Annotated in this window: 21 protein-coding genes; 7 read left to right on the top strand and 14 right to left on the bottom strand. The window is 68.1% G+C overall.

Going from position 1 to position 19,838, the window contains the following annotated elements:
* Positions 1 to 64: 64 nt before the first annotated feature.
* Complete coding sequence (locus ABT170_RS14555; protein ID WP_351867282.1) at positions 65 to 895, bottom strand: hypothetical protein; 831 nt, start codon at positions 893 to 895, stop codon at positions 65 to 67.
* Between the two features lie 474 nt (positions 896 to 1,369).
* Between ABT170_RS14555 and ABT170_RS14550 the strand changes: the two genes are divergently transcribed.
* Positions 1,370 to 2,566, top strand: coding sequence for a hypothetical protein (locus ABT170_RS14550; RefSeq protein ID WP_351867279.1), 1,197 nt, complete (start codon positions 1,370 to 1,372; stop codon positions 2,564 to 2,566).
* Positions 2,567 to 2,790: 224 nt separating this feature from the next.
* Here the strand turns inward: ABT170_RS14550 and ABT170_RS14545 are convergent, their stop codons facing one another.
* Positions 2,791 to 3,360 (bottom strand): hypothetical protein, encoded by a 570-nt coding sequence (locus ABT170_RS14545; protein WP_351867276.1) that lies wholly within the window; start codon positions 3,358 to 3,360, stop codon positions 2,791 to 2,793.
* A 934-nt stretch (positions 3,361 to 4,294) separates the two neighbouring features.
* On the opposite strand from ABT170_RS14545, the gene ABT170_RS14540 reads away from it, so the two are divergent.
* Entirely contained in the window at positions 4,295 to 5,902 is a 1,608-nt protein-coding gene (locus ABT170_RS14540) for an SIR2 family protein (RefSeq protein WP_351867274.1), read from the top strand.
* Positions 5,903 to 6,058: 156 nt separating this feature from the next.
* On the opposite strand, the gene ABT170_RS14535 is transcribed toward ABT170_RS14540, so the two are convergent.
* The 6 genes from ABT170_RS14535 to ABT170_RS14510 form a co-directional block, all read right to left on the bottom strand.
* Positions 6,059 to 6,379 carry a DUF6087 family protein gene (locus ABT170_RS14535; protein WP_351867271.1) on the bottom strand — a complete coding sequence of 107 codons (321 nt, stop codon included), beginning with the start codon at positions 6,377 to 6,379 and terminating at the stop codon, positions 6,059 to 6,061.
* 226 nt (positions 6,380 to 6,605) lie between these two features.
* Complete coding sequence (locus tag ABT170_RS14530) at positions 6,606 to 8,387, bottom strand: hypothetical protein (protein ID WP_351867268.1); 1,782 nt, start codon at positions 8,385 to 8,387, stop codon at positions 6,606 to 6,608.
* Positions 8,388 to 8,656: 269 nt separating this feature from the next.
* The gene (locus ABT170_RS14525) at positions 8,657 to 8,821 is read right to left on the bottom strand and encodes a hypothetical protein (RefSeq protein WP_351867265.1); all 165 of its coding nucleotides are present in this window, start codon (positions 8,819 to 8,821) and stop codon (positions 8,657 to 8,659) included.
* 167 nt (positions 8,822 to 8,988) lie between these two features.
* The gene (locus ABT170_RS14520; RefSeq protein ID WP_351867262.1) at positions 8,989 to 10,233 is read right to left on the bottom strand and encodes a PH domain-containing protein; all 1,245 of its coding nucleotides are present in this window, start codon (positions 10,231 to 10,233) and stop codon (positions 8,989 to 8,991) included.
* Entirely contained in the window at positions 10,230 to 10,787 is a 558-nt protein-coding gene (locus ABT170_RS14515; RefSeq protein WP_332758406.1) for a PH domain-containing protein, read from the bottom strand. Before ABT170_RS14515 ends, ABT170_RS14520 begins: the two co-directional genes overlap by 4 nt.
* A gap of 296 nt (positions 10,788 to 11,083) precedes the next feature.
* Complete coding sequence (locus ABT170_RS14510) at positions 11,084 to 11,644, bottom strand: hypothetical protein (RefSeq protein WP_351867258.1); 561 nt, start codon at positions 11,642 to 11,644, stop codon at positions 11,084 to 11,086.
* A gap of 237 nt (positions 11,645 to 11,881) precedes the next feature.
* Here ABT170_RS14510 and ABT170_RS14505 point away from each other — a divergent pair, with 237 nt between their 5' ends.
* Positions 11,882 to 12,238, top strand: a complete 357-nt coding sequence (locus tag ABT170_RS14505) for a WhiB family transcriptional regulator (protein WP_351867255.1) — start codon at positions 11,882 to 11,884, stop codon at positions 12,236 to 12,238.
* A gap of 818 nt (positions 12,239 to 13,056) precedes the next feature.
* Here ABT170_RS14505 and lexA read toward each other — a convergent pair.
* Complete coding sequence (lexA, locus tag ABT170_RS14500) at positions 13,057 to 13,788, bottom strand: transcriptional repressor LexA (RefSeq protein WP_351867252.1); 732 nt, start codon at positions 13,786 to 13,788, stop codon at positions 13,057 to 13,059.
* A gap of 284 nt (positions 13,789 to 14,072) precedes the next feature.
* Between lexA and ABT170_RS14495 the strand changes: the two genes are divergently transcribed.
* From ABT170_RS14495 to ABT170_RS14485, 3 genes are all read left to right on the top strand, one after another.
* Complete coding sequence (locus ABT170_RS14495; protein WP_351867249.1) at positions 14,073 to 14,903, top strand: SDR family oxidoreductase; 831 nt, start codon at positions 14,073 to 14,075, stop codon at positions 14,901 to 14,903.
* Between the two features lie 137 nt (positions 14,904 to 15,040).
* A complete protein-coding gene (locus tag ABT170_RS14490) occupies positions 15,041 to 15,532 on the top strand; it encodes a hypothetical protein (RefSeq protein WP_351867246.1) in 492 nt (163 codons plus the stop codon).
* A 256-nt stretch (positions 15,533 to 15,788) separates the two neighbouring features.
* On the top strand, positions 15,789 to 16,070 hold the full coding sequence (locus tag ABT170_RS14485) for an HU family DNA-binding protein (protein ID WP_351867243.1): 282 nt from the start codon (positions 15,789 to 15,791) through the stop codon (positions 16,068 to 16,070).
* Positions 16,071 to 16,155: 85 nt separating this feature from the next.
* Here ABT170_RS14485 and ABT170_RS14480 read toward each other — a convergent pair whose 3' ends face one another.
* Complete coding sequence (locus ABT170_RS14480; RefSeq protein WP_351867241.1) at positions 16,156 to 16,356, bottom strand: helix-turn-helix domain-containing protein; 201 nt, start codon at positions 16,354 to 16,356, stop codon at positions 16,156 to 16,158.
* A gap of 125 nt (positions 16,357 to 16,481) precedes the next feature.
* Positions 16,482 to 16,838 (bottom strand): hypothetical protein, encoded by a 357-nt coding sequence (locus tag ABT170_RS14475; RefSeq protein ID WP_351867239.1) that lies wholly within the window; start codon positions 16,836 to 16,838, stop codon positions 16,482 to 16,484.
* Between the two features lie 482 nt (positions 16,839 to 17,320).
* Between ABT170_RS14475 and ABT170_RS14470 the strand changes: the two genes are divergently transcribed.
* A complete protein-coding gene (locus tag ABT170_RS14470) occupies positions 17,321 to 18,025 on the top strand; it encodes a RapZ C-terminal domain-containing protein (protein WP_351867237.1) in 705 nt (234 codons plus the stop codon).
* 123 nt (positions 18,026 to 18,148) lie between these two features.
* Here ABT170_RS14470 and ABT170_RS14465 read toward each other — a convergent pair whose 3' ends face one another.
* The 3 genes from ABT170_RS14465 to ABT170_RS14455 all read right to left on the bottom strand — a co-directional run bounded on the left by ABT170_RS14465 (position 18,149) and on the right by ABT170_RS14455 (position 19,800).
* Positions 18,149 to 18,331, bottom strand: coding sequence for a hypothetical protein (locus ABT170_RS14465; protein WP_351867234.1), 183 nt, complete (start codon positions 18,329 to 18,331; stop codon positions 18,149 to 18,151).
* Positions 18,332 to 18,359: 28 nt separating this feature from the next.
* A complete protein-coding gene (locus ABT170_RS14460; protein WP_351867232.1) occupies positions 18,360 to 19,151 on the bottom strand; it encodes a hypothetical protein in 792 nt (263 codons plus the stop codon).
* A 127-nt stretch (positions 19,152 to 19,278) separates the two neighbouring features.
* Positions 19,279 to 19,800: a hypothetical protein gene (locus ABT170_RS14455; protein ID WP_351867229.1), complete on the bottom strand. Its 522-nt coding sequence runs from the start codon at positions 19,798 to 19,800 to the stop codon at positions 19,279 to 19,281.
* Positions 19,801 to 19,838 lie beyond the last annotated feature (38 nt).

Below are 19,838 nucleotides of genomic sequence, written 5' to 3'. Positions count from 1 at the left end.
CTTCCTATCGGTGCTGCACAGCCTTCTGGCCATCACGGATGACCCCAGGCCCCGGAGCGGGCTGTCAGGTCCACCCCGCCGCGCGCATCATGCTGAACGACGCTCGCTCGGCCGCCTCCTCTTCATCCTGGTTCACTTCGACGCTCTCCCAGCCCAGGCCCTCGGCGTACCGCAGCACACCGGACAGCGTCTCGTAGTCGTCGGATCCGTGAGGGCCGTCGAAAGGCGAGACCAGGACCGGTGACAGCGCTTGCCGCACCCAGTTGGCGACGACGGCCTCGTCCCCCTTGGGCATCCATGAGTAGTAGGGCACTCGTCCAAGCTCACCGAGCGCCTCTCTCAGGGACTGGAACTCCGAGCCGGGACGCGGACGGGCCGCGCGATCGAGGGCGTCGGCGAACGTGGTGAGCAGGGCGAGATCCGCTTCGGCTACCTCAATCGACGCCAGGTGCACCACGTTCCCGCCGTCGGGCCCCACCAGCAGCAGCATGTTGGGCGGGTACTCCTCTGTCCCGTCCACCAGCTCCTCCGTCCCCTCGGGTAGAGCATGGCGGACCTGCCAGTACGCCTCGGTGACGTCCTCAATCGGCGCGCCGGGGATCGGCACACCTCCGCTGTCCCGATAGCCCACAAGCTCCCCCTCATGATTCAGAACCATGTCCATGCGGAGCCTCAGGAGCAGGCCATCCAGTTCGTACAGGCCGGCCAGGGCGTCCGGTACGAGCGGCAACAGCATGGTGCGGGTGGGGGAGGGGCGCAGCGGTAGGGGCCGGTCGCCAGCTCGGGTGCGATCGTTCGCCCGCATCGCCTCGGTGAACCGCAGGCCGGCGGCTCGGCTCAGCTCTCGCAGTTCTCGCGTGCGCTTCCGCGACTTTCGGGGCGGATTGGTAGGCATGTCTGACTCCATGCAGCGGCGTGCCCCACGCACACGCCGCTCTGAAGACAGGCATGGTCAGGTGCACGATGCGTCGAAGGACGGCTTGGCCTACCAACGAGGTCTCCGGCGTGGGCGGAAGGCCCCTTCAGCGGTCGGCGGTCGTGGCCGCCTGCCGGGCAGCATACCGGCTCGGAAGCGGCAGGATGAACGGGCAGACATCTCTACCTGCGCCGCCGCGCGTCGTCCGTCAGGGCTTCACCGGCTTCTGCCCACGAGAGCGCGATCGTGGGTGCCTCACCGAGCCGATTGCCCGCGTAGGGGCCGCCGCGCTACCGTCAACGCGGCGGTAGTGATCGCCCGACTCCGATGCTGCGCGTCCCCACGTGACCAGCAGCGCCGGCGGACAAGGTTCTGTCGAATCTCACTCACCGATCACCTGTGCTTGAAATGCCGAAGTGCGGGACGTGGGACCGCACGGGATGACGAGCACGCGTGACGCGCAACCGCAAGAAGAAGTTGGCCATCCGAGCCGAGGCCGATGGCGGCAGCCACGCCCGTGCCGCCCGACTTCACACCCCCGCCCCCAAGGAAATCCTGACGGCCGACCTCCATGACCGCCTGATCAACGCGTTCCAAGTCGAGGGCTGGCCTGTAGAGACCGACGGGTTTCCCGAAGGCGGCATCTGGACCAGCTGGCTTGGGCCGGTCTGGTCCATGCTCTCCCGGCCGGGTGGAACGGACACCGAGGCAGATCCCGACGACCCGGATCATTACGACCTCACCACCGTCCCTGAGCTGACCCTCATCACGCCCAAGATCCCCATCAACTCCGGGGAAGCGATGGTGCTCACCCTGCCTGGCACCACACCACTCACGGACATCGTGCACACGGTAGGAGAGGAGCTCGGACGCGCCCGTGCATCCAAGGTCGACGAACTGGTCAATAACGCGCAATGCTCCCTGTGTGGCGACAGGTACCCGGCCGCCCACCTGCTGCCGGCCACCGAGCACGACCGGCTTCTCCACTGCCCCTTCTGCGTATTCGACGGCGACACCCTCGGCGGTCACCCGCTGCGCCTGGCCTACCTCATCGACGCGCTGACCGACGAGGATGCCGCCGCGCCAGCAGGCTGGTCAGCAGTGACCGCTCTCTTGGCCTGCGCCGCCGGCCCGGACTTCCGCGATCGACTCGAAGGCGACGATGGCGTTCTGCGGCTACCGCTACCGCACTGGTTCGACCCGGGCCAGGTCTGGGTGTGGCTTCCGCCCGGCGACTTGCCGCCGGCCCTGCAGGGACTGGGACCAGGCACAAGCCTGAACACCCTTGTCATGGCGGTCGAGGCCGCCCACCCCGACCTGCGCGACCGCTTCCACGCCGAAATGGCCGCCATCCTGGAAGAGGACGAGAAGGACAGCCCTCCAGCAGCGCAGGACTACCTGGTCGAACAGCTGTGGCCGGCTGTCATCTGCTACGCCGTCACCACGGCTACCCAGTTCAGGGAACGACCGCACCGCCAATCACCATGGGACCTCCTCACCGACGGCTTCGAAGAGGGCACTCTGGCCGACCACTTCCACCAGATCGGCAGCACCCTGATCCCCCAGTCCTTCCGGTCGATGCTCACTCTGACGATCGGTGTGCCGCTCATCTCCAACGTCCTCGGCTTGAAGCCGGATTACGAGCACTGACAGCTCGCGCCCACCGACACAGGTACGGCTCTGGCCCTCTCCCTGCGGGGAGAGGGCCAGAGCTGGACGCAGCGTGACAGGAGCAGCTCACGACTTCCGGCAGACGGATCCCGCAGCGGGCACCTCTGTCAACAACACAGTCGGCCTCGGGAGTGCCGGTTTGTGACGTCAGTAGTTCCAGCGTTCCAGGACGGGTACGTCCGCGGCGCCCTACTGCCAGCCCCTTACGGGAGGCGGAAGTTCCCCTCCAGCACCTGATCCACGACATCCCGCATGATCGGTCGATCGTTGGCGACGTCGCCGAGATCGACCACTGCCAGCAGCGCGCACGTCAGGACGGCCATGTGGTTCGGGCCGGGCTGATCGCTCCCTGCCCTCTCCGCCCGCCAGCTGTAGTACCAGGCCAGGACATCGCGCTCTCCGTCCGCTGGGAGCTGCCTGAGGAGCTCGGTGATGAAGGCAACCGCCTCGGCCCGGTCCTGTGCGCTCAGGTCCGCGACGGCACCGCTACCAACAATCCGTTCGGCCACCAGTTCGCGCACCTTGACGACGCCAGCCGCGTCCTCGCCAGCAGTCTGCCGGTTCCCCAAGAACAGGCTGGCGACCGATGCGATGAGGAAGACGGTCGCACCCTGGGTGTCTTCCATGGCCGGGACAGGCCGGTATTTCTTGATGAACCGGACGGCCTTCTTACGGCGGGCAGACGGCTCGCTCGCCGCCAGTACCAGCGACCAGGCCATGTGCACGGCATCGGCCGGCGGCAAGCGGTCAGCGAGTTCATCAGTGACGGGCATGGCGGTTCCTCCCAGAATCGCAAGGCGCGCTCACAGACTGGAGGCGCACGGGCAGGGCCCGCGCCGGGGGCGGGCTGCATCCCCGCTGCCGCAGGAACCAGTGGGAGGCCGGCTGCTCTCCGGGATCGAGTTTGCCGTTCAACGGCACCCCAGCTCAAGCCCGACTTCGGTCGCGCCTCGCTCAGTCACTCGATGCCAACTGGCATCGTTGACAGCGGAGCCCGCCCGGAGGCCCTTCGCACGTCGTCCCGGGCGGGCCACCGACGGCCATCCGCTGTTCAGAGTGTGCAGCTCCCTACCCCACGGGTCACGCCGTGGGCGTCTCCGCAACCGGCGTGAGGTCCGATACTCGGCGCCCCAGGATTCGGACCGCACACGGACCGCACATGTCTCCAGCTCCCGTGACGTACAGCTGGGCGTCGGTTGTGTAGCACTTCGGGCAGTACGGACGTCCGGTAGTCTGCGCGCGCTCCTCTGCTGGGCACAGGCGCGGACCTCCGATCAGGCCGGTGATGATGACACGGCCGCAGTGCGCGCACTCCAGGCCGTACAGCGCATCACGTTCACAGCGGGGACACCGAGCACCGGCCGGAACTCCCGCTACCGGGGCAGGCGAGAAGGCTGAGACCGGAGCGATCAGGCCGGCGGCCTTGAAGCATCCCGGGCGGGAAACGGCGATCGCGGTGGTGTGAGAGGCGGTCATAGTCGAGGGGCTCCTTCGGAGAGGCCGGGGCGTCGGCCTTATTGAGCCCGAACCGTTCGGGGCCGACACAGCTCCGGCGAATCCCGCCCGCGTCCATGAGCTCCGAAGAAGACAGCCTCCGTATCGCGGCCGCGGCGCAACCGCGCCTCGCCACCCTGCGTTGGAAGTTCCCCACCCGAAGGGGCTCGCCGCCGGGAGGCGGGCGTGGGGCGCGCGCGTGACTATGGTCGTGTGGAGGCGCAGATGCGGGCCGCGCTGGCCCGCCGGCTTCAGGACCTGACTGCGGCGCCGTTCCTGTTCGTCGGCAGCGGCATGTCGCGGCGCTACCTTGCGCTGCCGGGGTGGGAGGAGCTGCTGGAGCAGTTCTGCTCGGACCTGCCCCGGCCGTACGACTACTACCGGGCCACCGCCGGGGCGGATCTCCCGGCAGTGGCGAGTCTGATGGCGCGCGACTTCCACGAGCTGTGGTGGTCGGATGCCTACGCCGACCAGCGGGCGGGCGGCGCGGTGCCGACGGGCCCGCAGTCCGCGTTGAAGATCGCCATCGCGCACGACCTGGCCTTCCGCTCGGACCTGGCCGCCTCCCCGCATCTGGCCGACGGTGGCCTGGCCGAGGAGGTGCAGCTGCTGGGGCAGGCCACCGTAGACGGGGTCATCACCACCAACTACGACACCCTGCTCTCGCAGATCTTCGCCGACTTCCGTCCGTACGTCGGGCAGGACCAGCTGCTGTTCAGCGACGCGCAGGGCATCGCCGAGACCTACTACATCCACGGCAACACCGACCAGCCCGAGAGCCTGGTGCTGACGGCCGAGGACTACCGGCGGTTCGAGGAACGCAACGCCTACCTGGCCGCCAAACTGCTGACGATCTTCGTCGAGCATCCGGTGATCTTTCTCGGCTACAGCCTGTCCGACCGCAACGTCCACAGCATCCTGTCCGCGATCACCGCATGCCTGACCAGCAGCAACATCGGCCATCTCGCCAACCGGCTGATCGTCGTCGAATGGGACCCAGCCGCCACCGAACCGCACATGGGACCCTCGACGCTCGTCTTCGACCAGACTCTGGTGCCGATCACCCTGATCCGGGCCGCCGACTTCAGGACCGTCTTCGAGGTCCTGGCCGGCCTGGAGCGGCCGTTCCCCGCCGCTCTCCTACGGCGGCTGTCCGATCACGTCTACCAACTGGTCAGGAACCCGCCCAGCGAGCCGTCCGCTCTCGCGGTCGCCGACATCGACAGCGCGGACGCGGCCGGCCTGCGGGTGGTCTTCGGCGTCGGCCGGTTCAACGACAGCGACGTCGCCGGCCTCGGATACCGCAGCCTGACCCGCACCGACCTGGTTCACGACGTGCTGGGCACTGCGACCAAGCCCCTGGACGCCTCCTCCGTGCTGGCCTCCACGCTGCCGCAACTGCTGCGTACGACCCCGTACGTGCCAGTGTGGAAGTACCTGCGCCAGGCTGGACGCCTGACCGGCGGCAGCACCGTCGACACCAGCGGCTTGGACGACCGCGTCGCCGCCGCCGTCACCCGGGGCATCGGCGTGCTCGGTCCCAGCCCCTACTACGCCCGGCGGTTCAAGCGGCTGTCCCCACTGCCGCGAACGCCTCGTGAGCTGGAAGCGCACGGCCTCGTGGAACTGATCAACTGCTGCCCGCTGCTGGATCCGGGCCAGTACCCACCCGCGGAGCTGCGGGACGTCCTGGTCGAGCGCATGGACGAATGCGGTCAAGGCACCTCGCACGCGACCGCGTTCCACAAGTGCGTGTGCCTCTACGACCTGCTGACCTACGGCCCGCCCTCCCAGGAACCCAATGTACCTACGCCTGATTGAGTCGGGGCGGGACAACCGACTCGGCGCCGATCCCGCTGCGGAGGTCGCTGGGCGAGGAGGGTGAGTACAGCCCCACCGCCCCGCACCGCACCGCAGGGAGACCCCGCACGCCCATGGGCGTTGATTTTCCGGCCGGCGCCGCTCCGTCTCAAGCTCTCAGCGGCCTTCCTCTTTCGGGGCCGTACGGCGATGCCGCCCTTTCCCCGGGCCGAGCGCGGGGCGATCCCACTCGGTCGGCTCCTCCTTCACCGGCTGCGGCGGATACAGCAGCGCCTTCGCGGCGTCCAGGTTCTCGACGACGCCGATCGTCTCCCACTCGGTGCCGTTCCACTCCTGAATGACCCGAGGAGCGTCCGGCTCGACGTGCGCCGCTCGATGCCGGTCCTCGGTGAGTGGCACCGCCCGCAGTCGGCCTTTCGAGGCGGCCCGGCGCTCCTCGCGCCGCCGTGCCCACTCCTCCAGCGGTTCCTCGTTCATCGGAGCATCGTGGCGCAAGCGCGCTCGGCCCGGCCACCCTCGCACGTCAAGCCCGCCCGGCGTCTCTCGGGACAGCGGCGCCGGGAGCCAGCCATCTACGACTCCCTCCACCGCGCCCGCACCGAACTGAGCATCGCGCCTGAACCGGCACCGCGCCCGGCCGGCTCCCGCAAGCCGGCGAACCGCCCGCCGCACGGGGACGGCGCGGCGGGCGCCGCTGATGCTCCTACTTCGCCCGTTGGAACCGGGAGACCTCCACGGCCCACTGCGCCACCGCTTCAAGGTCTCCCCGCGGCCGCGGCCGGCCGGCTGCGGCCGCGATCCGGGGGTAGGCCGGATGCATGTCGTGATCGGCCCCGGTGACCAGAGCGGACAGCAACGGCGCGGTCCCCGCGCGGCTCCGGTCCACCTCGATGAGCACGCTGGTTTGCTGGTTCCGCTCGAGGGCGGGCAGACCCGGCGGGAGCTGGGCGCGAATCTGCGCCCAGGTGAGCGTCGCGCCGGTTGCTGCCGCCTTCTGCAGGATGGTCTTGACCGCGGCGGCCAGCGCGTCGAGCTTCACCCGCGCGGGGCTCTCCGGCTTCCCGGCCGCCGTGGGCTTCGTGCGGGCACGGGGCTCAGTGGCCGGGGTGCGCGCCGGGTGTCGCTGTCGCGCCTTGCGACCCCAGCTGGCGACCCGCTTGCGTTCGGGGTCCCTGAGGTTGGGGCCTGCGATGTTCGCGGCCCTCGTCAACTCCTCCACCAGCTGCGCCAGCTCATCGTCGGCCAGGAGGTCGCTCTCACGGTCGAGCCGCTCCAGCAGGGCACGCGCTCGTGCTGCCGACTCCTTCGCCCGGTTCGGCTTCTTGCTCTTGGCCGGCGCCGGTCTCTTCGCGGCGGGGGCCGGCCGGTGGTGCAACGGCCTGCGCAAGGCCGCCTTGGCTGGGGACTGATCGGCGTAGTCGTGCTCGCGCAGATAGGCGCGGGCCGCGGCCAGGATGCGGTGCTCCTCGGCGCTGGCACCCCGCCGGGTCAGGGACGCGGCCTGCTGAATCCCCGCGCGGACATCCCACGCCCGCCGTTCGCGGACCGAGCCCTCCAGTTCCTTGAAGATGCGGCGCTGGTACTCCTCGTGGGTGGCCAGCCATGCTTTGGCCTCCGCCAAGGCCCTCTCAGCCTCGGCCCGCGCCGTGGAGGACAGGCCGTCCAGGAAGGCGCTGCTGCCGTTGCAGAGCCGGCGCACGTGGTCCACCGTCCCCGTCCGCTGCGCCGCCTCCAGGCCGCGGACGAACGTGACCACACTCTCCGGCAGAGCTCCTCGGCCGGCAGACGGCCCCGGTACGGCTGACCGGCTTCCGGCGGCGGCACGGTCGCGCAGGATGCGGGAGGCGGCAGGGGTGAGCAGGCCCTCGTCCGTCCACGTGCACTCGCTGAACGGGACCCACTCGGTGGGGCGGGCTAGGCTCTGGGTTCCGACCCACACGCGGCGACTCGCGCCGTCGCTGTCGCACCTGACGCGGTAGACGTAGGGGCAGCCTGCGAGCACGTCCGGAGCCGGCACCACGCCGGGGCCGAGGATCACGGCGCCCTGACGCTCCCAGTCCGGCTCCACGGCGGCGTCCATGTGGATGCGCAGGGGAACGCCGTCCTCCAGGTCGACGTCGACGAGGGAGCCGATCGGCGGCGGAAAGGCGAATTGGGCGGCTCGGCCGAACTCGAGCAGCGAGCGCGACATCGCCGACTTCACGTACAGGTGATCCGCGCTGGACTCGCCGACGGACGGTCGACGGCAGTTGTTCGGGGCGCCGTTCGGCAGCGGATTGTGCTGGAAGTGACACTGGCGATCCACGTAGAGCTTGGTGGCGAGCTGGCCCCCGCAGCCGCCCAGGAGCAGCCCGCACCAGAACGTGTCTTGCTGGTGGGCGTGCCGGAAGACGTCGAGCTCGATCGCCTCGGTCGGCAGGATGATCGGGACATCGGAGTGTTCATCACCGATGACCGCGGTCTGCACCAGTCTCGTGTCCCGCACCACGTCGCCCCCATTGAACTCTCTGCAGCAAACGATAGATCGCTGGATACAGACGCGAGGGAGTTCCACCGACAGCGGACCCACCAGTAGGCCGGCAGGGCAACCGGCGGGCCGGAACGTACCGAGTGGACGTCCGCACCTGGGCTCCAGATGAGGGGGTCAGGAGCAGTTGAAGCCGTCCCGGCGCCGTCCGCGCAAGACGCGTCGGTACTCCTCGGCCGCCGGGCCGCTGACGTGCTCGCCGCTGGCGACGCGGTCCTCGCTGGTCATCAGGTGCGCGTCTCCTTCGTGCGGTCGACGGTGAGCTCGTCCTCATGGTCCTCGTCGTCCTGGTGGTCGTCGGCGGGCCAGATGCCGAATGGGCCGGACAGGCCAGGGCCAGCAGCGCCGAGCTGGGCGGCCCCGCCCTTGAGTCGATGGTGAGCACGGATCACGGACGCGGTTCTCCTGAGGCAGACGAGCGTTACATCCTTATGGTGGCCTCTGCCGGAAGGCGGGAAGGCGCGTACGCGCCTTCCCGCCTTCCTCACGACAGTCGTCTACAGGCTCAAAATCGGGCTGGCCCGGGGTACGGAACCACGCGATTGACGTGGGGCCGAGGTCAATGAAGCGTGGACGCCTGGTGCAGGCGCTGCGCAAGATCGGTTGACTCGGTAGATGTGCGGTGGACTGCTGACACGCGATTCCCTCCTGCCATGTGCGCGTGCACGTTGGCGAGGCCGAGCCTGCGCTGCCAGGGCCCCTGTCGAACGCCGACCGTCTGGATTCGGGCAGCGGGGCAGATCGTGATGCTGTTACGGAAGAAGAAGCCGCGCCAAGTGGCGAAGTACCCATTGCCGAGGCGGTAGCCGAGCGCCCTGTGGAAGAGCGTCGCCCTGCGGGCCTTCCCAGGCGCCGGAATGGGAGCGTGGAGATGGGCCACGGCGTCCGCCCCAAGGAGATGGAGCACCAACTTCTCGGCGACGGTGCGCGGGCACACAGGCAGCAGCACGCCGGGTTTTCCCGCTCCGGCCACGGCCACCCGCACCTCGACCCAGTTGAACCGTCGCCACAGAACGGGCTGATGAATTTCGATGGATGCGACGCGGGAGGCTCGGTAGGTGTACTGCTGGGTGTCGAACAGGCCATGGTCGGTGCGGTAGCTGCCCTCGGCGATGCGGGTGACCGACCACCGGCTGTAGGTGAAAAGTCGCCGTCCCGTCAGCTTCCAAACCTTGGGCACAAAGGCGACCAGCGTCGAGAGGGTGAACAGCTGGCCGGAGAGAACGTACGGGCCTACGCCGATTCCGATGAGGAGGAGCGACTTGAGGTTCGTTCCGAGATCAAGGAGGAGAGCCACGACGAGGTCCGTAGTCTTGACCTGGTGAAGCCGCTCGTCGGCGGTGTCTTCGGCGAGGATGCGGGCCTTGAGCGCTCTCGCCTGATTGAGGGTGAGGTAGGAGAGGGTCATCGTCGTGCCCGACATCACGACTCGGAGGGTGCAGACCCCAAGGAGCCTGCCGAAGAAGGGCTGGCCGATGTCGACGCTCTGGACGTGGTGAAGCTCGCAGTGACGTCGGACCTTGAAGAGCAGGCCACTGCGGTACTTGAGTTCGTCACCATCCAGGCTGTAGTGGCTCAACCTCCACGACGTAATGAACAGGCTCAGGACGACCGCGACAACCACCGTCACGGCTGTACAGGCGACCCAAAGAGGCACGTCGATCTTGTTCCTCGCGCCTGAAGTCCCGACGCTGAAGAGGTTGTGCTGCTGGTACGCCAGACCTGCAAGCGCGGCAAGCACGGCCCAACTGCGCCGCAGCGGGGTGGCCGGATGAAGGCGGCCCTGCAAGGGAGACAGCGTCATACCGGCAGCCTCCGCTTCCGGGCGAGGTCGGTCAGCCGGTCGCGCAGCTCGTACGCCGTCTGCGGGTCGACGTCGGCGATGGCGTTACGCCCAGCCGCGCTGCTGATGGTCACGGTGGCCAGGTCGTAGCGGCGCTGGATGGGGCCGGATACGACGTTGACCTCCTGTATCCGGGCGTAGGCCAGGACCGTGAACCGCCGATGGAGAAGACCGGCGCGTATGTACAGCTCCTCATCGCCCAGGTGGTAGCCGCGAAAGAGCCAACCGGCCTTGATGCGGTCCCAGCGCCAGACGTACAGACCGACGGGAACCAGGACGAGGAACACCAGCGCCGGATGCCACCAGCTGACCATCTCGTGCCAGGTCCGTGCCTTGCTCAAGAGCGTGTGGATGAGGGTGGTGCCGGTCGCGGCCGTCGCTCCGATCAGGGCGCTCATGCCCAGGATCTGCAACGCGGCCGCAATCCGGTGGACGCGAACGGTGCGCGCTGGGTGCTGGGTCATCTCTACGCGGTCGAGCGTGAAGGGTGGTTCGGGTCTGATGTAGCGGGCCATGCCGGAGGTCCTGCTTCCCTTGAGCGAGACGGTGTGCACAGCGGAGCGTCGTCGTGCACGGCTCACTCAGCGAGGCGCCGCGAATCTTGATGAAGGGTTACATCGCCGCTGCGTGCGGCCGCCGGCGCCGGGGGCTCCGTGGTGAGAGGCCGTAACGAAGCAGTCGTACAGCCGTGCGGCATCGCTCGTTCAGGACAGGTCAGGGAAGGGCCGGACCGCGGCTTGGGACGCGCTCGTCTCCCGGGTTACGAACGGCAGTCGGAACCCACCAGGTGCCCGCGCGTCCCAAGCTCCTCTCAACCGATGGGTCGTGTCCAGCCGAGCTCGGGTGACCGCACACCCGTGATCCCTGGCCGGTCGCGGTACGGATAGAGAGGAGTGGCGGCTGCCGCCTCGGGGAACGACTCGGCAGGGCTGATCGCACAGGGCGGGCCGGGCCACTCGGTCTGCGCCCAGTGGATCGCCGCCCGGCGGCTCCACTCGCGGCGCAGGGTCACGCCAGTCTCGGGCAGCCAGACGATCCAGTCGCCGCGGCCGTGCCGACGGTGGCTCCACAGAGCGAGGAGAACGAGGCCGATGATGGCTTCGGCAGCGGCCAGAGGCAGGAGCAGAAGGCGGGCCGCCTCGTCGGCGGCTGTGGCGAGGAGAGCAGCCACTGTCGCGCCGGTCAGCCAAGCAGGCCAGTACCAGTACGGGCGAGGCTCAAGGGTTCCGCGATGCGCCAGAAGCGCTCCGACCAGCAGGCCACTGGCTGTGACAGCCAGGAAGAGTGTGCCGGTGACGAGCGTCAGGAAGGCGCATACCGCAGCCCCGCACGCAAGACTGCTGGCGGTCTTGCGATCTTGTGCCTGCGGCATCGTGCTCTTCCCTTCGGTCCTGCGAAAGATCTCTACGTCAGTTGGCGCGGCCCGGGCCCAGGGACTCCTGAGCTGCGGAGTTCCAGCCTCAGGTCGTAGGTATTTGGCCAGCTGTTCACTCGATCGGGTCACTGTACGCGGCCGCTATTTCGTCGCAGAAACGGTTGGCGTAGCGTCGCGGCACTTGCCTGCTGAGTTTGGCGGGGGAGCGGATGACGAGGTGAGAGGGCGGGGTCGGTGAGCAAGGGGGGCCAGGAAGCCTGGCGTGCACGAGGATCATGCCGGACGGGAGACCCGGAAGAGCTTTTCGTTCAAGGCTCGGCTCAGAGCAGAGCAAAAGCTATTTGCACTGGCTGCCCGGTGCGGACCGAATGCCTCGCATACGCCCTCGATCACAGGGAAGAGCATGGTGTTTGGGGTGGAATGACCGAACGTGAGCGCCGCGCTCTCTTGCGCAGGCGTCCGACCGTCACGTCGTGGCGGGGCCTGCTCACCGCAGCCCGTACGGAGCACGACCGACGCGCCGTCGCCGAGAGCGCTTGGAGCGTTCGGCAGGAGTCCTCGACGAAGAGCGCCGGCTCGTCCGTTGCTTGACCAGTGGAGGAGACCCGCTGGCGATGCTTGCTACTCCGGCCGCCGGCCGCAGTTCGGACACGGGGATTCAAGCCCGGGGCTGTAGACGGCGTCGCAGTCCTGGCAAACCGCCAGATGAACGTAGTTGCAGCTGCAGCCGTCGTCGGTGCATGAGGCAGCGCCAGGGCACATGTACGGGTCCCGCCCGGGCGCCGGGCGCGGCAGACGCTCCCTTGGAGGGAGGGTCTCCAGGTAGGCGCGGTAGACCGGGTTCTCCCGCGTCGGGCAGCCCTCCGGACACGGACCGGACAGCCACGGGTCATGCCCTGGGATCGGGTCAGTCACTTCGCAGCGGGGAGCGGTCCACGGGTCCCAGACGGCGCGGTAGTACGCACTGCGCTCGCGTCGCACGGCCTTGGCGGCATCGGTGTACGACTCGCCGGTGTCCTCTCCGCGGCGGCGTACAAGGCTCTTACGGGCGTGATCAGCAGGCATGGCAGCTCCGTGGGCATTCAGAAGGTCTGAATGCGCTGGTGCAGAGCACCTTTCCGTAGCGCGTCAGCCGGGCCGACAACGCGGGCCTGCGCACGGCCCGCCCCACGAGACTCTGGGGCGCGCCGAGCGTAGCAGCCTCTGGGAGCCGCGTCAGGCGGCGCCAGCCGCACGGGGGCAATGCAGGGCCGGGGGGCCTTGCTGCCTCTGCAGGATGGCGAACTGCCGGAGGGGTAGGCGTGTTGCGCCGCCCGTCTGATCGCCTTGGGCGACTGACTGCGCGCCGGGCCGTTGAGGAAGAGGAGCGGTAGGTCCGGCAGCTCGTGCCCCAGTCGGACAGTAGGGGGTCACAGGGATCGCATGACGGCAACGACCTTGCCCAGGATCACCCCGTCTTCTCCCAGCTTGATCGGTTGGTAGGCCAGGTTGCACGGCATCAACCAGGCGCCGTCGTCCGCGATACGGAGCTTCTTCACGGTCGCCTCACCGTCGCTCAGGAGAGCGGCCACGATATCGCCGGGCTCGGCGTTGCTCTGACGGCGCACGGTCACCACATCGCCATCACGGATGCCAGCATCGATCATGCTCTGGCCGGCGACCAGGAGCGCAAACAGGTCACCGTGACCAACTACCGCGCGAGGCATTGGGAGCACGTCTTGGACATCCTGTTCGGCCAGGATCGGCGGTCCGGCGGCGATGCGTCCTACGAGCGGGACATGCGCCACGGCGGCCGCTCGCGCTGCCTTGGCGGCCCGCACGGCCACGTCCTGCTCAAAGGGGGTAGGCAGCTGGTGGGCGTCGACCAGGTCCTGGGCGTGGGGGGCGAGGGCATACGCCCGGGGGCGCTGAGGGTCACGGCGCAGGAAGCTCTTGCGCTCGAGTGCCTGGAGCTGGTGAGCGACCGAGCTGGTGCTGGAGAGCTTCACCGCTTGCCCGATCTCACGCATCGAGGGCGGGTATCCGCGCTCTCGGACGGAGTTCAGGATGCAGGTCAGGACGGCGCGCTGGCGCGACGTCAGGCCGTCAGCGTCCTCTCGGATGCCCGGCGGTCGGCCGGGAAGAGCAGTATCGGCGTGCATGGAAACCCCCCTCACGATCTTGCGTGGAACCGAACGTAACCGCATGTATCCAGAAAGGGAACATTATTTCGATGCGAGCTCTGGCTACGGCCCCGCCCCGAACCGCGTAGGCGCCTCTTGGCGAACACCCCTCCGAGACGTGCCACGGTTGAGGCAGTCCGGCATCGATCTGCAGCGGGCTCCTCACCGCGGCAGAAAGCCTGCACACCCCGGGGGAGAGACGGAGCCTGACGGCTCTACACGATTCCGGGTCGGGGCGGCGATGGATCCTCTACGGTCGCGCCATGACTGTTCTGATCGTCGGCGGCAGTGGATTCCTCGGGGCTGAGCTTGTCCGCCAATCGACAACAGCAGGGCACACGACTGCCGCGACCTTCGCGTCCAGGCCCGGCAGCGCCCCGGCTGCAACGTGGTACGAGCTGGATCTTCGGAACCCTGACCGCCTCGAAGCTGTGATGGCGGAGGCGAGGCCCAGCGTCGTGATCAACGCCACCAGCAGTGACGCTGACTGGACAGTCACAGCTGAGGGCCCCATCCGCTTGGCCATGGCTGCGGCCCAGCACGACAGCCGCCTGGTCCACGTTTCCAGCGACGCGGTGTTCTCCGGCCTGGGCCGCGTTCATTATGACGAAGCCTGTGATCCTGACCCGCTGACCCCGTACGGCGCCGCAAAGGCTGCGGCGGAGACAGGCGTACGCCTCCTGTACCCGGCTGCCGTCATCGCTCGCACCTCACTCATCATCGGCGGCACCGAATCCGCACATGTGCGCATCGTCCACGACCTCGCAGCCGGCCGCCGAGATGGAGCGCTGTTCACCGACGACATCCGCTGCCCCGTGCACGTCACCGATCTCGCTGCCGCCCTGCTGGAACTCGCCGCCACCGGCGCGCACGGCGTACACCACCTTGCGGGCGCCCATGCCGTTAGCCGCCATGAGCTCGGCGTGCTCATCGCCCGCCGCGACCGGCTAGACCCCTCCCGACTGGCCCAGGGCCTGCGGGCGGACACAGCGCTTCCCGGGGCACTCGATGTCCGCCTCGACAGCCGCAGCACCCAACGCAAGCTCCGCACCACCCTCCGCGGCGCCCACGACTTCCTTGCCACCAGCGTCTGAGCGCCGACCGTGTGTCGCCGTGGCGCGAAACAGCGCTCGGCGGCCGATGCGACTCCGCCCCCAGAACCACCAGCCGCTCGGTCTGCATATGGTGCTCCCTACTTCCCGAAACGCCGATCCGACCTGACGGAGCCCGTGTGCCTTCCCCTCCCGAGCACGAGCGTGCAGAGATCCTGCTGCCGGCCATGGCCCGCGCTCTGGGCCGCATCCGCTACCTCGCCAAAGACCTCCCCGACATCGCCGACGTGTTCGACGACATGGACCAGGCCATCGCCGACGGCATCTCCATACCCGTCGAGGAGGTTGCGGAGATAACCGGCACGGCCGAGTCCCTCAGTGAGAGCGAGCGCGCCATGGACGCGCTCTTGTCCCGAGCGCTGCTGAAACTGCCGGAGGACCTGACGGCCGGGCTACCCGAGGACCACTTCGACAGAGCAACGCAGCAACAGTTTCAGACCTCTTGGCAGAAGGCTGCCGAGGCCATCGCCGCTGGTGAGCTGAACCAAGCCACCCAGGTACTCCAGCACACCCCTTACTCGGCGCTCGCGCGTATCGAGGAAGGGCTCGCACACTGGGCGCACTGCCTGCATGCAGCGGAGTTCCGGCGGAACCCGCCTGAGCGCACCTGATGTCCTCGTCGACGGACAGCTATCCGCGAGCCATGACGTGAGGGCAGATCCACCTTCACCGAGAAACCGCCCTTGTGGCGACCACGGTTACCCTGCCTGTCGGCGTCTTGGTCTTCGTCTCGCGGTTCTCAGCTGGGCGGCCGGTTCGGCTCGGCACGTCGACTACGTTCCGTTGTCAGTGCCGGATGCGAGGATGGCGACACCCCGGCCGAAGCACCTGCCGACTGGGGACGCTCAGAGACTTTGGAGTAACCGCATGAACCGCAGTGAGCTGGTGGCAGCGCTCGCAGACCGGGCCGAGGTGACCCGTAAGGACGCTGACGCCGTTCTGGCCGCCTTCGCCGATGTCGTCGGCGACATCGTCTCCAAGGGCGACGAGAAGGTCACCGTCCCCGGATTCCTCGCCTTCGAGCGCACTCACCGTGCCGCTCGCACCGCCCGTAACCCGCAGACCGGCGACCCGATCAACATCCCGGCCGGCTACAGCGTGAAGGTCTCGGCCGGTTCCAAGCTGAAGGAAGCCGCCAAGGGCAAGTAGCGGGTCATCGAAGCGGGGCCCCCACCAGATGGTGGGGGCCCCGCTTCCTGCGGACTGGATTCAGGCGGGCTTCCTTTTCGGCCCGCTAGGCGTTCTTCTTCCGGAGAGCTCCACCTCGGCCGCGCATGGTCGTCTCGGCTTCGCCGAGCAGAGTATGGACGAATCCGTACGACTTCCCCTGCTCGTCCGAGATAGCCCGGACCGAGGCGCCAGCGTCGTACTTCTTCTTGAAGTCGGCGGCGAGCTTACGTCGCGCGTCGCCAGTGATCTGAATCTTCTTCGGCATGATCGGAGGCTCTCTTCGTTCACGGTGTTACGTCGTCGTTGCCCGACGAGCATCGCCCTGGAGCCCAGGGGAAGCGACGGTCTGCGAATTCTGCGTGGAGAAAGGGACACGGGCGCGTGTTCACTTCAGTCTGAGCGGCCGGTGCGCTCCATTTCCGCGAGGTAGTCGGCGAGCGCCTGGGCGGCGGTGGTGCGCATGACCCGAACGTGTGGAGCAGCCTGCTCGGCCAGGTGCAGCGCAGTCTCAAGATCGAACTGATGGCTGGCAACCCAGGCGCCACGTCCTGCGTGGTAGTCGTCCCATTCGGCGTCGGTAACCGGCTCTCGGTCGCCTCCAGGCCACTGGTACCCCCAGGACCACTTCCCGTCGGATCCGAGGGAGCACAGTTCGTTGCGAATGACTCGATAGCGTCCGGATCCGTTGTACTCGACGGTGATGGTGAAAGCCTCGCGGTCGGGGACGTCCTCGGGAAGCAGGTTCACGGAGAACCGTGTCGGCCGGACGACGGGCCGGCGCTCTTGCGGGGCTGGGGTAGGTGTCTGTTGATCGGGGGTTGTGGACATGCAGTCGATCGTCACGCTTGAGGTGGCCAGACTCCCAGCGACCGCGAATCCAAGGTGCGGCTGAGGCACGGCGCCGGGGCGGGTCCGACCTGGATGGCTTCGTATAACGGGAACATCGGGCTTCACGGCGCCGAGGAAGATACGAGCAACTTGGCACGTCCACCCGAATCCGGCGCAGCCTCACGATATCGACAGCACGAGAGGCCGAGCACCAGCGCGGGGGGTTGCGCAAATGGTCTCGGCCTCTGCTCGCAGACTACGCCTAACCGGCCAATAAGCGACAGCCCTTTTCGGTCGCCAGCCCCTTCCGTGGCCGACCGGGCAGAGCCGTAGACGAGAGTGGCAACAGGCAACAAGGACAACTCCATCCCCGGCCCGTGAAGCGTCGGAACACTGAGCTCATGACTCAGCACGCCTTACGCGGCCACGCCCGTCCCTCCGGGTTCATTCAGTCGGTGATCACCTCGTACGGAGAAGGTCATCACGACGCTCCGAGTGGCAACGCCCTTCGCGTAGACGCCCGCCCGCTCCGCAACCCGCCTGACGACCCTGCCGTCCGTGAGCGCATGCTCCACTCCACCGGCCTGGACCCTGAGGTACGCCACTACGTCATGTCCACGCACGGAGCAGAACAGCTCGTCGACCGCAGCGTGCAACGCGCACTGGCTCTCCTCCGGCTCCCAGCTCCGCCCCGCGGACAGCTGCACCGCGTCGATGTTCATGTCCTGTGTGTCGGCGGCCGGCACCGATCCGTTGCACTGGCCGAGGAGATCTCCACCCAGCTGCAGGCCGTGGGCATCGGGTGTGAGGTCGAACACCGCCACATCGATCGGCCCGTCCTGAACCGATGGGTTCCTAAGCTGACGGAGCACGAGGCCGCGGTCCTTCACCTGCTGGCGCGAGGGTACTCGTACACCGAGATCGCTACCGCGCTCCGGGTGCGCTCCCAGACTGTCGGCCTCCTCGTCGCCAGGCTCCGGGGAGTACTTCGAGCCCGGACCGCCGCGCAGGCCGTCGCCGTCGGCTACGAGACCGAGCTGCTGCCGGCTCGACCTCACGCGGGGGCCTTGCGGCGGTCAACGAGCGACAGAAGCGGATGTGAGTAGGGCTCCAGTGCGGAACACTGGCTGTGTCGGGCGCCGACGACGTGGGTGTCGGATCTCACCGTGGACGGCCCACGGGGTGCCGGTGCGATCGAGCCCTGGCCCGTGCGGAGACGACAGCGTTGGTCACCGCAGTTCGTCCTGCGGCGGGCGGCGGGGGACGAGCAGGTTGAAGGGAGTGGGAGGCAGGTCCAGGCGCGGGCCAGCGTCGTCTCCGGTGTACTGACCTCCGCAGGAGCAGAAGCTCCCCTCGTAGACGAAGCAGTGCTGGAAGTGCCTTCCGTGAGGGTGCCCCGGAATGGTGTTCATGCGGTTCATCCTTTCGAACAGCAATCGGTCAGACAGGCTGGGGGAGCGGCGGACCGGGCACGTACGCCGGCTGCGGCTGGGACGCGTGGTGGCCGTCCGGCTCCAGAAGGAGCTGCCCGTGCTCGCTGGGTGTAAGACGTTGATCAGCCAGCTCCCAGACCTGCACACGCCGCGCATCCCCGATTTCCAGGGTCAGAACTCCCTTGGCGCCCGCGATGAGGGAGGCCCCCAACGCCGCGGTGAAACGCTCCCGGTCCCGGTCCTGAACCCCCGGCTTCGGACCAGCCTCCACCGCGAGCGAGTATGCGCCGAGTTCGAAACCAGCGGCCTTGGCCACCAGGGTGACCAGGCCATACGCAGCGGTCGATGGCGCACCGCCGAGCACCTCATCGACGAGGGCTTGCAGGACGCGGGCAGAACAGCCCCTGGCCCAAGCCTCCGCTTGAGGACCAAAGCGAGACTGTGCCGCACCGAACACCTTCCGACAGCGGATCATCATGGCCCACGCCGACTGCTCCCTGCGCATCTGCCGCAGCATCTCCTCTGGAGACTCCCCAGCGAACGGCCACAGCTCATCCACCGGGTGCAAGCGGTGCGCGTACGCGTCGAAGCCAGCCTTCGAGCGAGGGTCGAGCCCCACGTCGTTACATGCGCGGATGTAGGCAAAGTCGACCAAGGGCGCCAGCAGCGGCTGTTCGCCTTTCGTCAGAGCTTCCTCCGCCCGGGCATGCACGCTGCGCCAGTACAGGGTGAACGACTGACCGCTGCCGCGGGCTTCCGGTACGAAGGCGAGATCACGCTCGTCGACGGCAACCAGCATGCTGGCGCGAGACTCTCCCTGCTCTCGGTCCCTCATGGGTTGGGCCCCCTCCTCACGGGCGGAGTCCCTCCCCGTCCGCGAACCCACTCTGCTCTATCTGGCCGGGCGCAGGGAACGACGGCGAGAACTAGGCCGAACGCCAGTCGCTGTCGAGGAGGAGCTCGGCCTCGGCCCAGGGGCCGTCGTATGTCGGCGGACCGAAGAGGAGCGGGGAACCGGAGTCCGCGCTGCCCCGCAGCATCTTCGTCCAGTCGTCCCATGTCCCAAGGTCCGCGCCAACGGCGCCGAAACGGCCCTCCACGACCGTGCGTACGGACTTGCTACTGCTCCTGTCGAGCACGGCCAGGGCCGCCCTCGTCTCCAGAGCACTGACAACCCACCCGGTTGACGCGAGCTTGTGAGCGCTGATGCCCAGAGGCGCTGCGGGATGCCATGAGAGGAAGCGGCGGTGCTCGTCGACGTAGGCACGCAGGGCGTCGTCGAGCGCAACGACCGGCAACCCCAGCTCCGCGGCGACGCACTCATGCTCGCGGCCCTTGATGGGTGCCGGCTGCTGGGGGACGCCGTTGACGATGTGCATCATGCGCAGATCGATCATGCTCAACGCCAACGCGTTGACCTCGGACTCAGCCAACGGAAGATGGTTCACGGGTACTCCTTGTGAAAGCTGGTGCGGCTTGGGTGACA

It is taken from the genome of Streptomyces sp. NPDC001787 (assembly GCF_040297465.1).
In the GTDB taxonomy this organism is placed as follows: domain Bacteria; phylum Actinomycetota; class Actinomycetes; order Streptomycetales; family Streptomycetaceae; genus Streptomyces.
The sequence above is the reverse complement of the archived record's forward strand: the minus strand, read 5'-3'. Positions and strand labels throughout refer to the sequence as shown.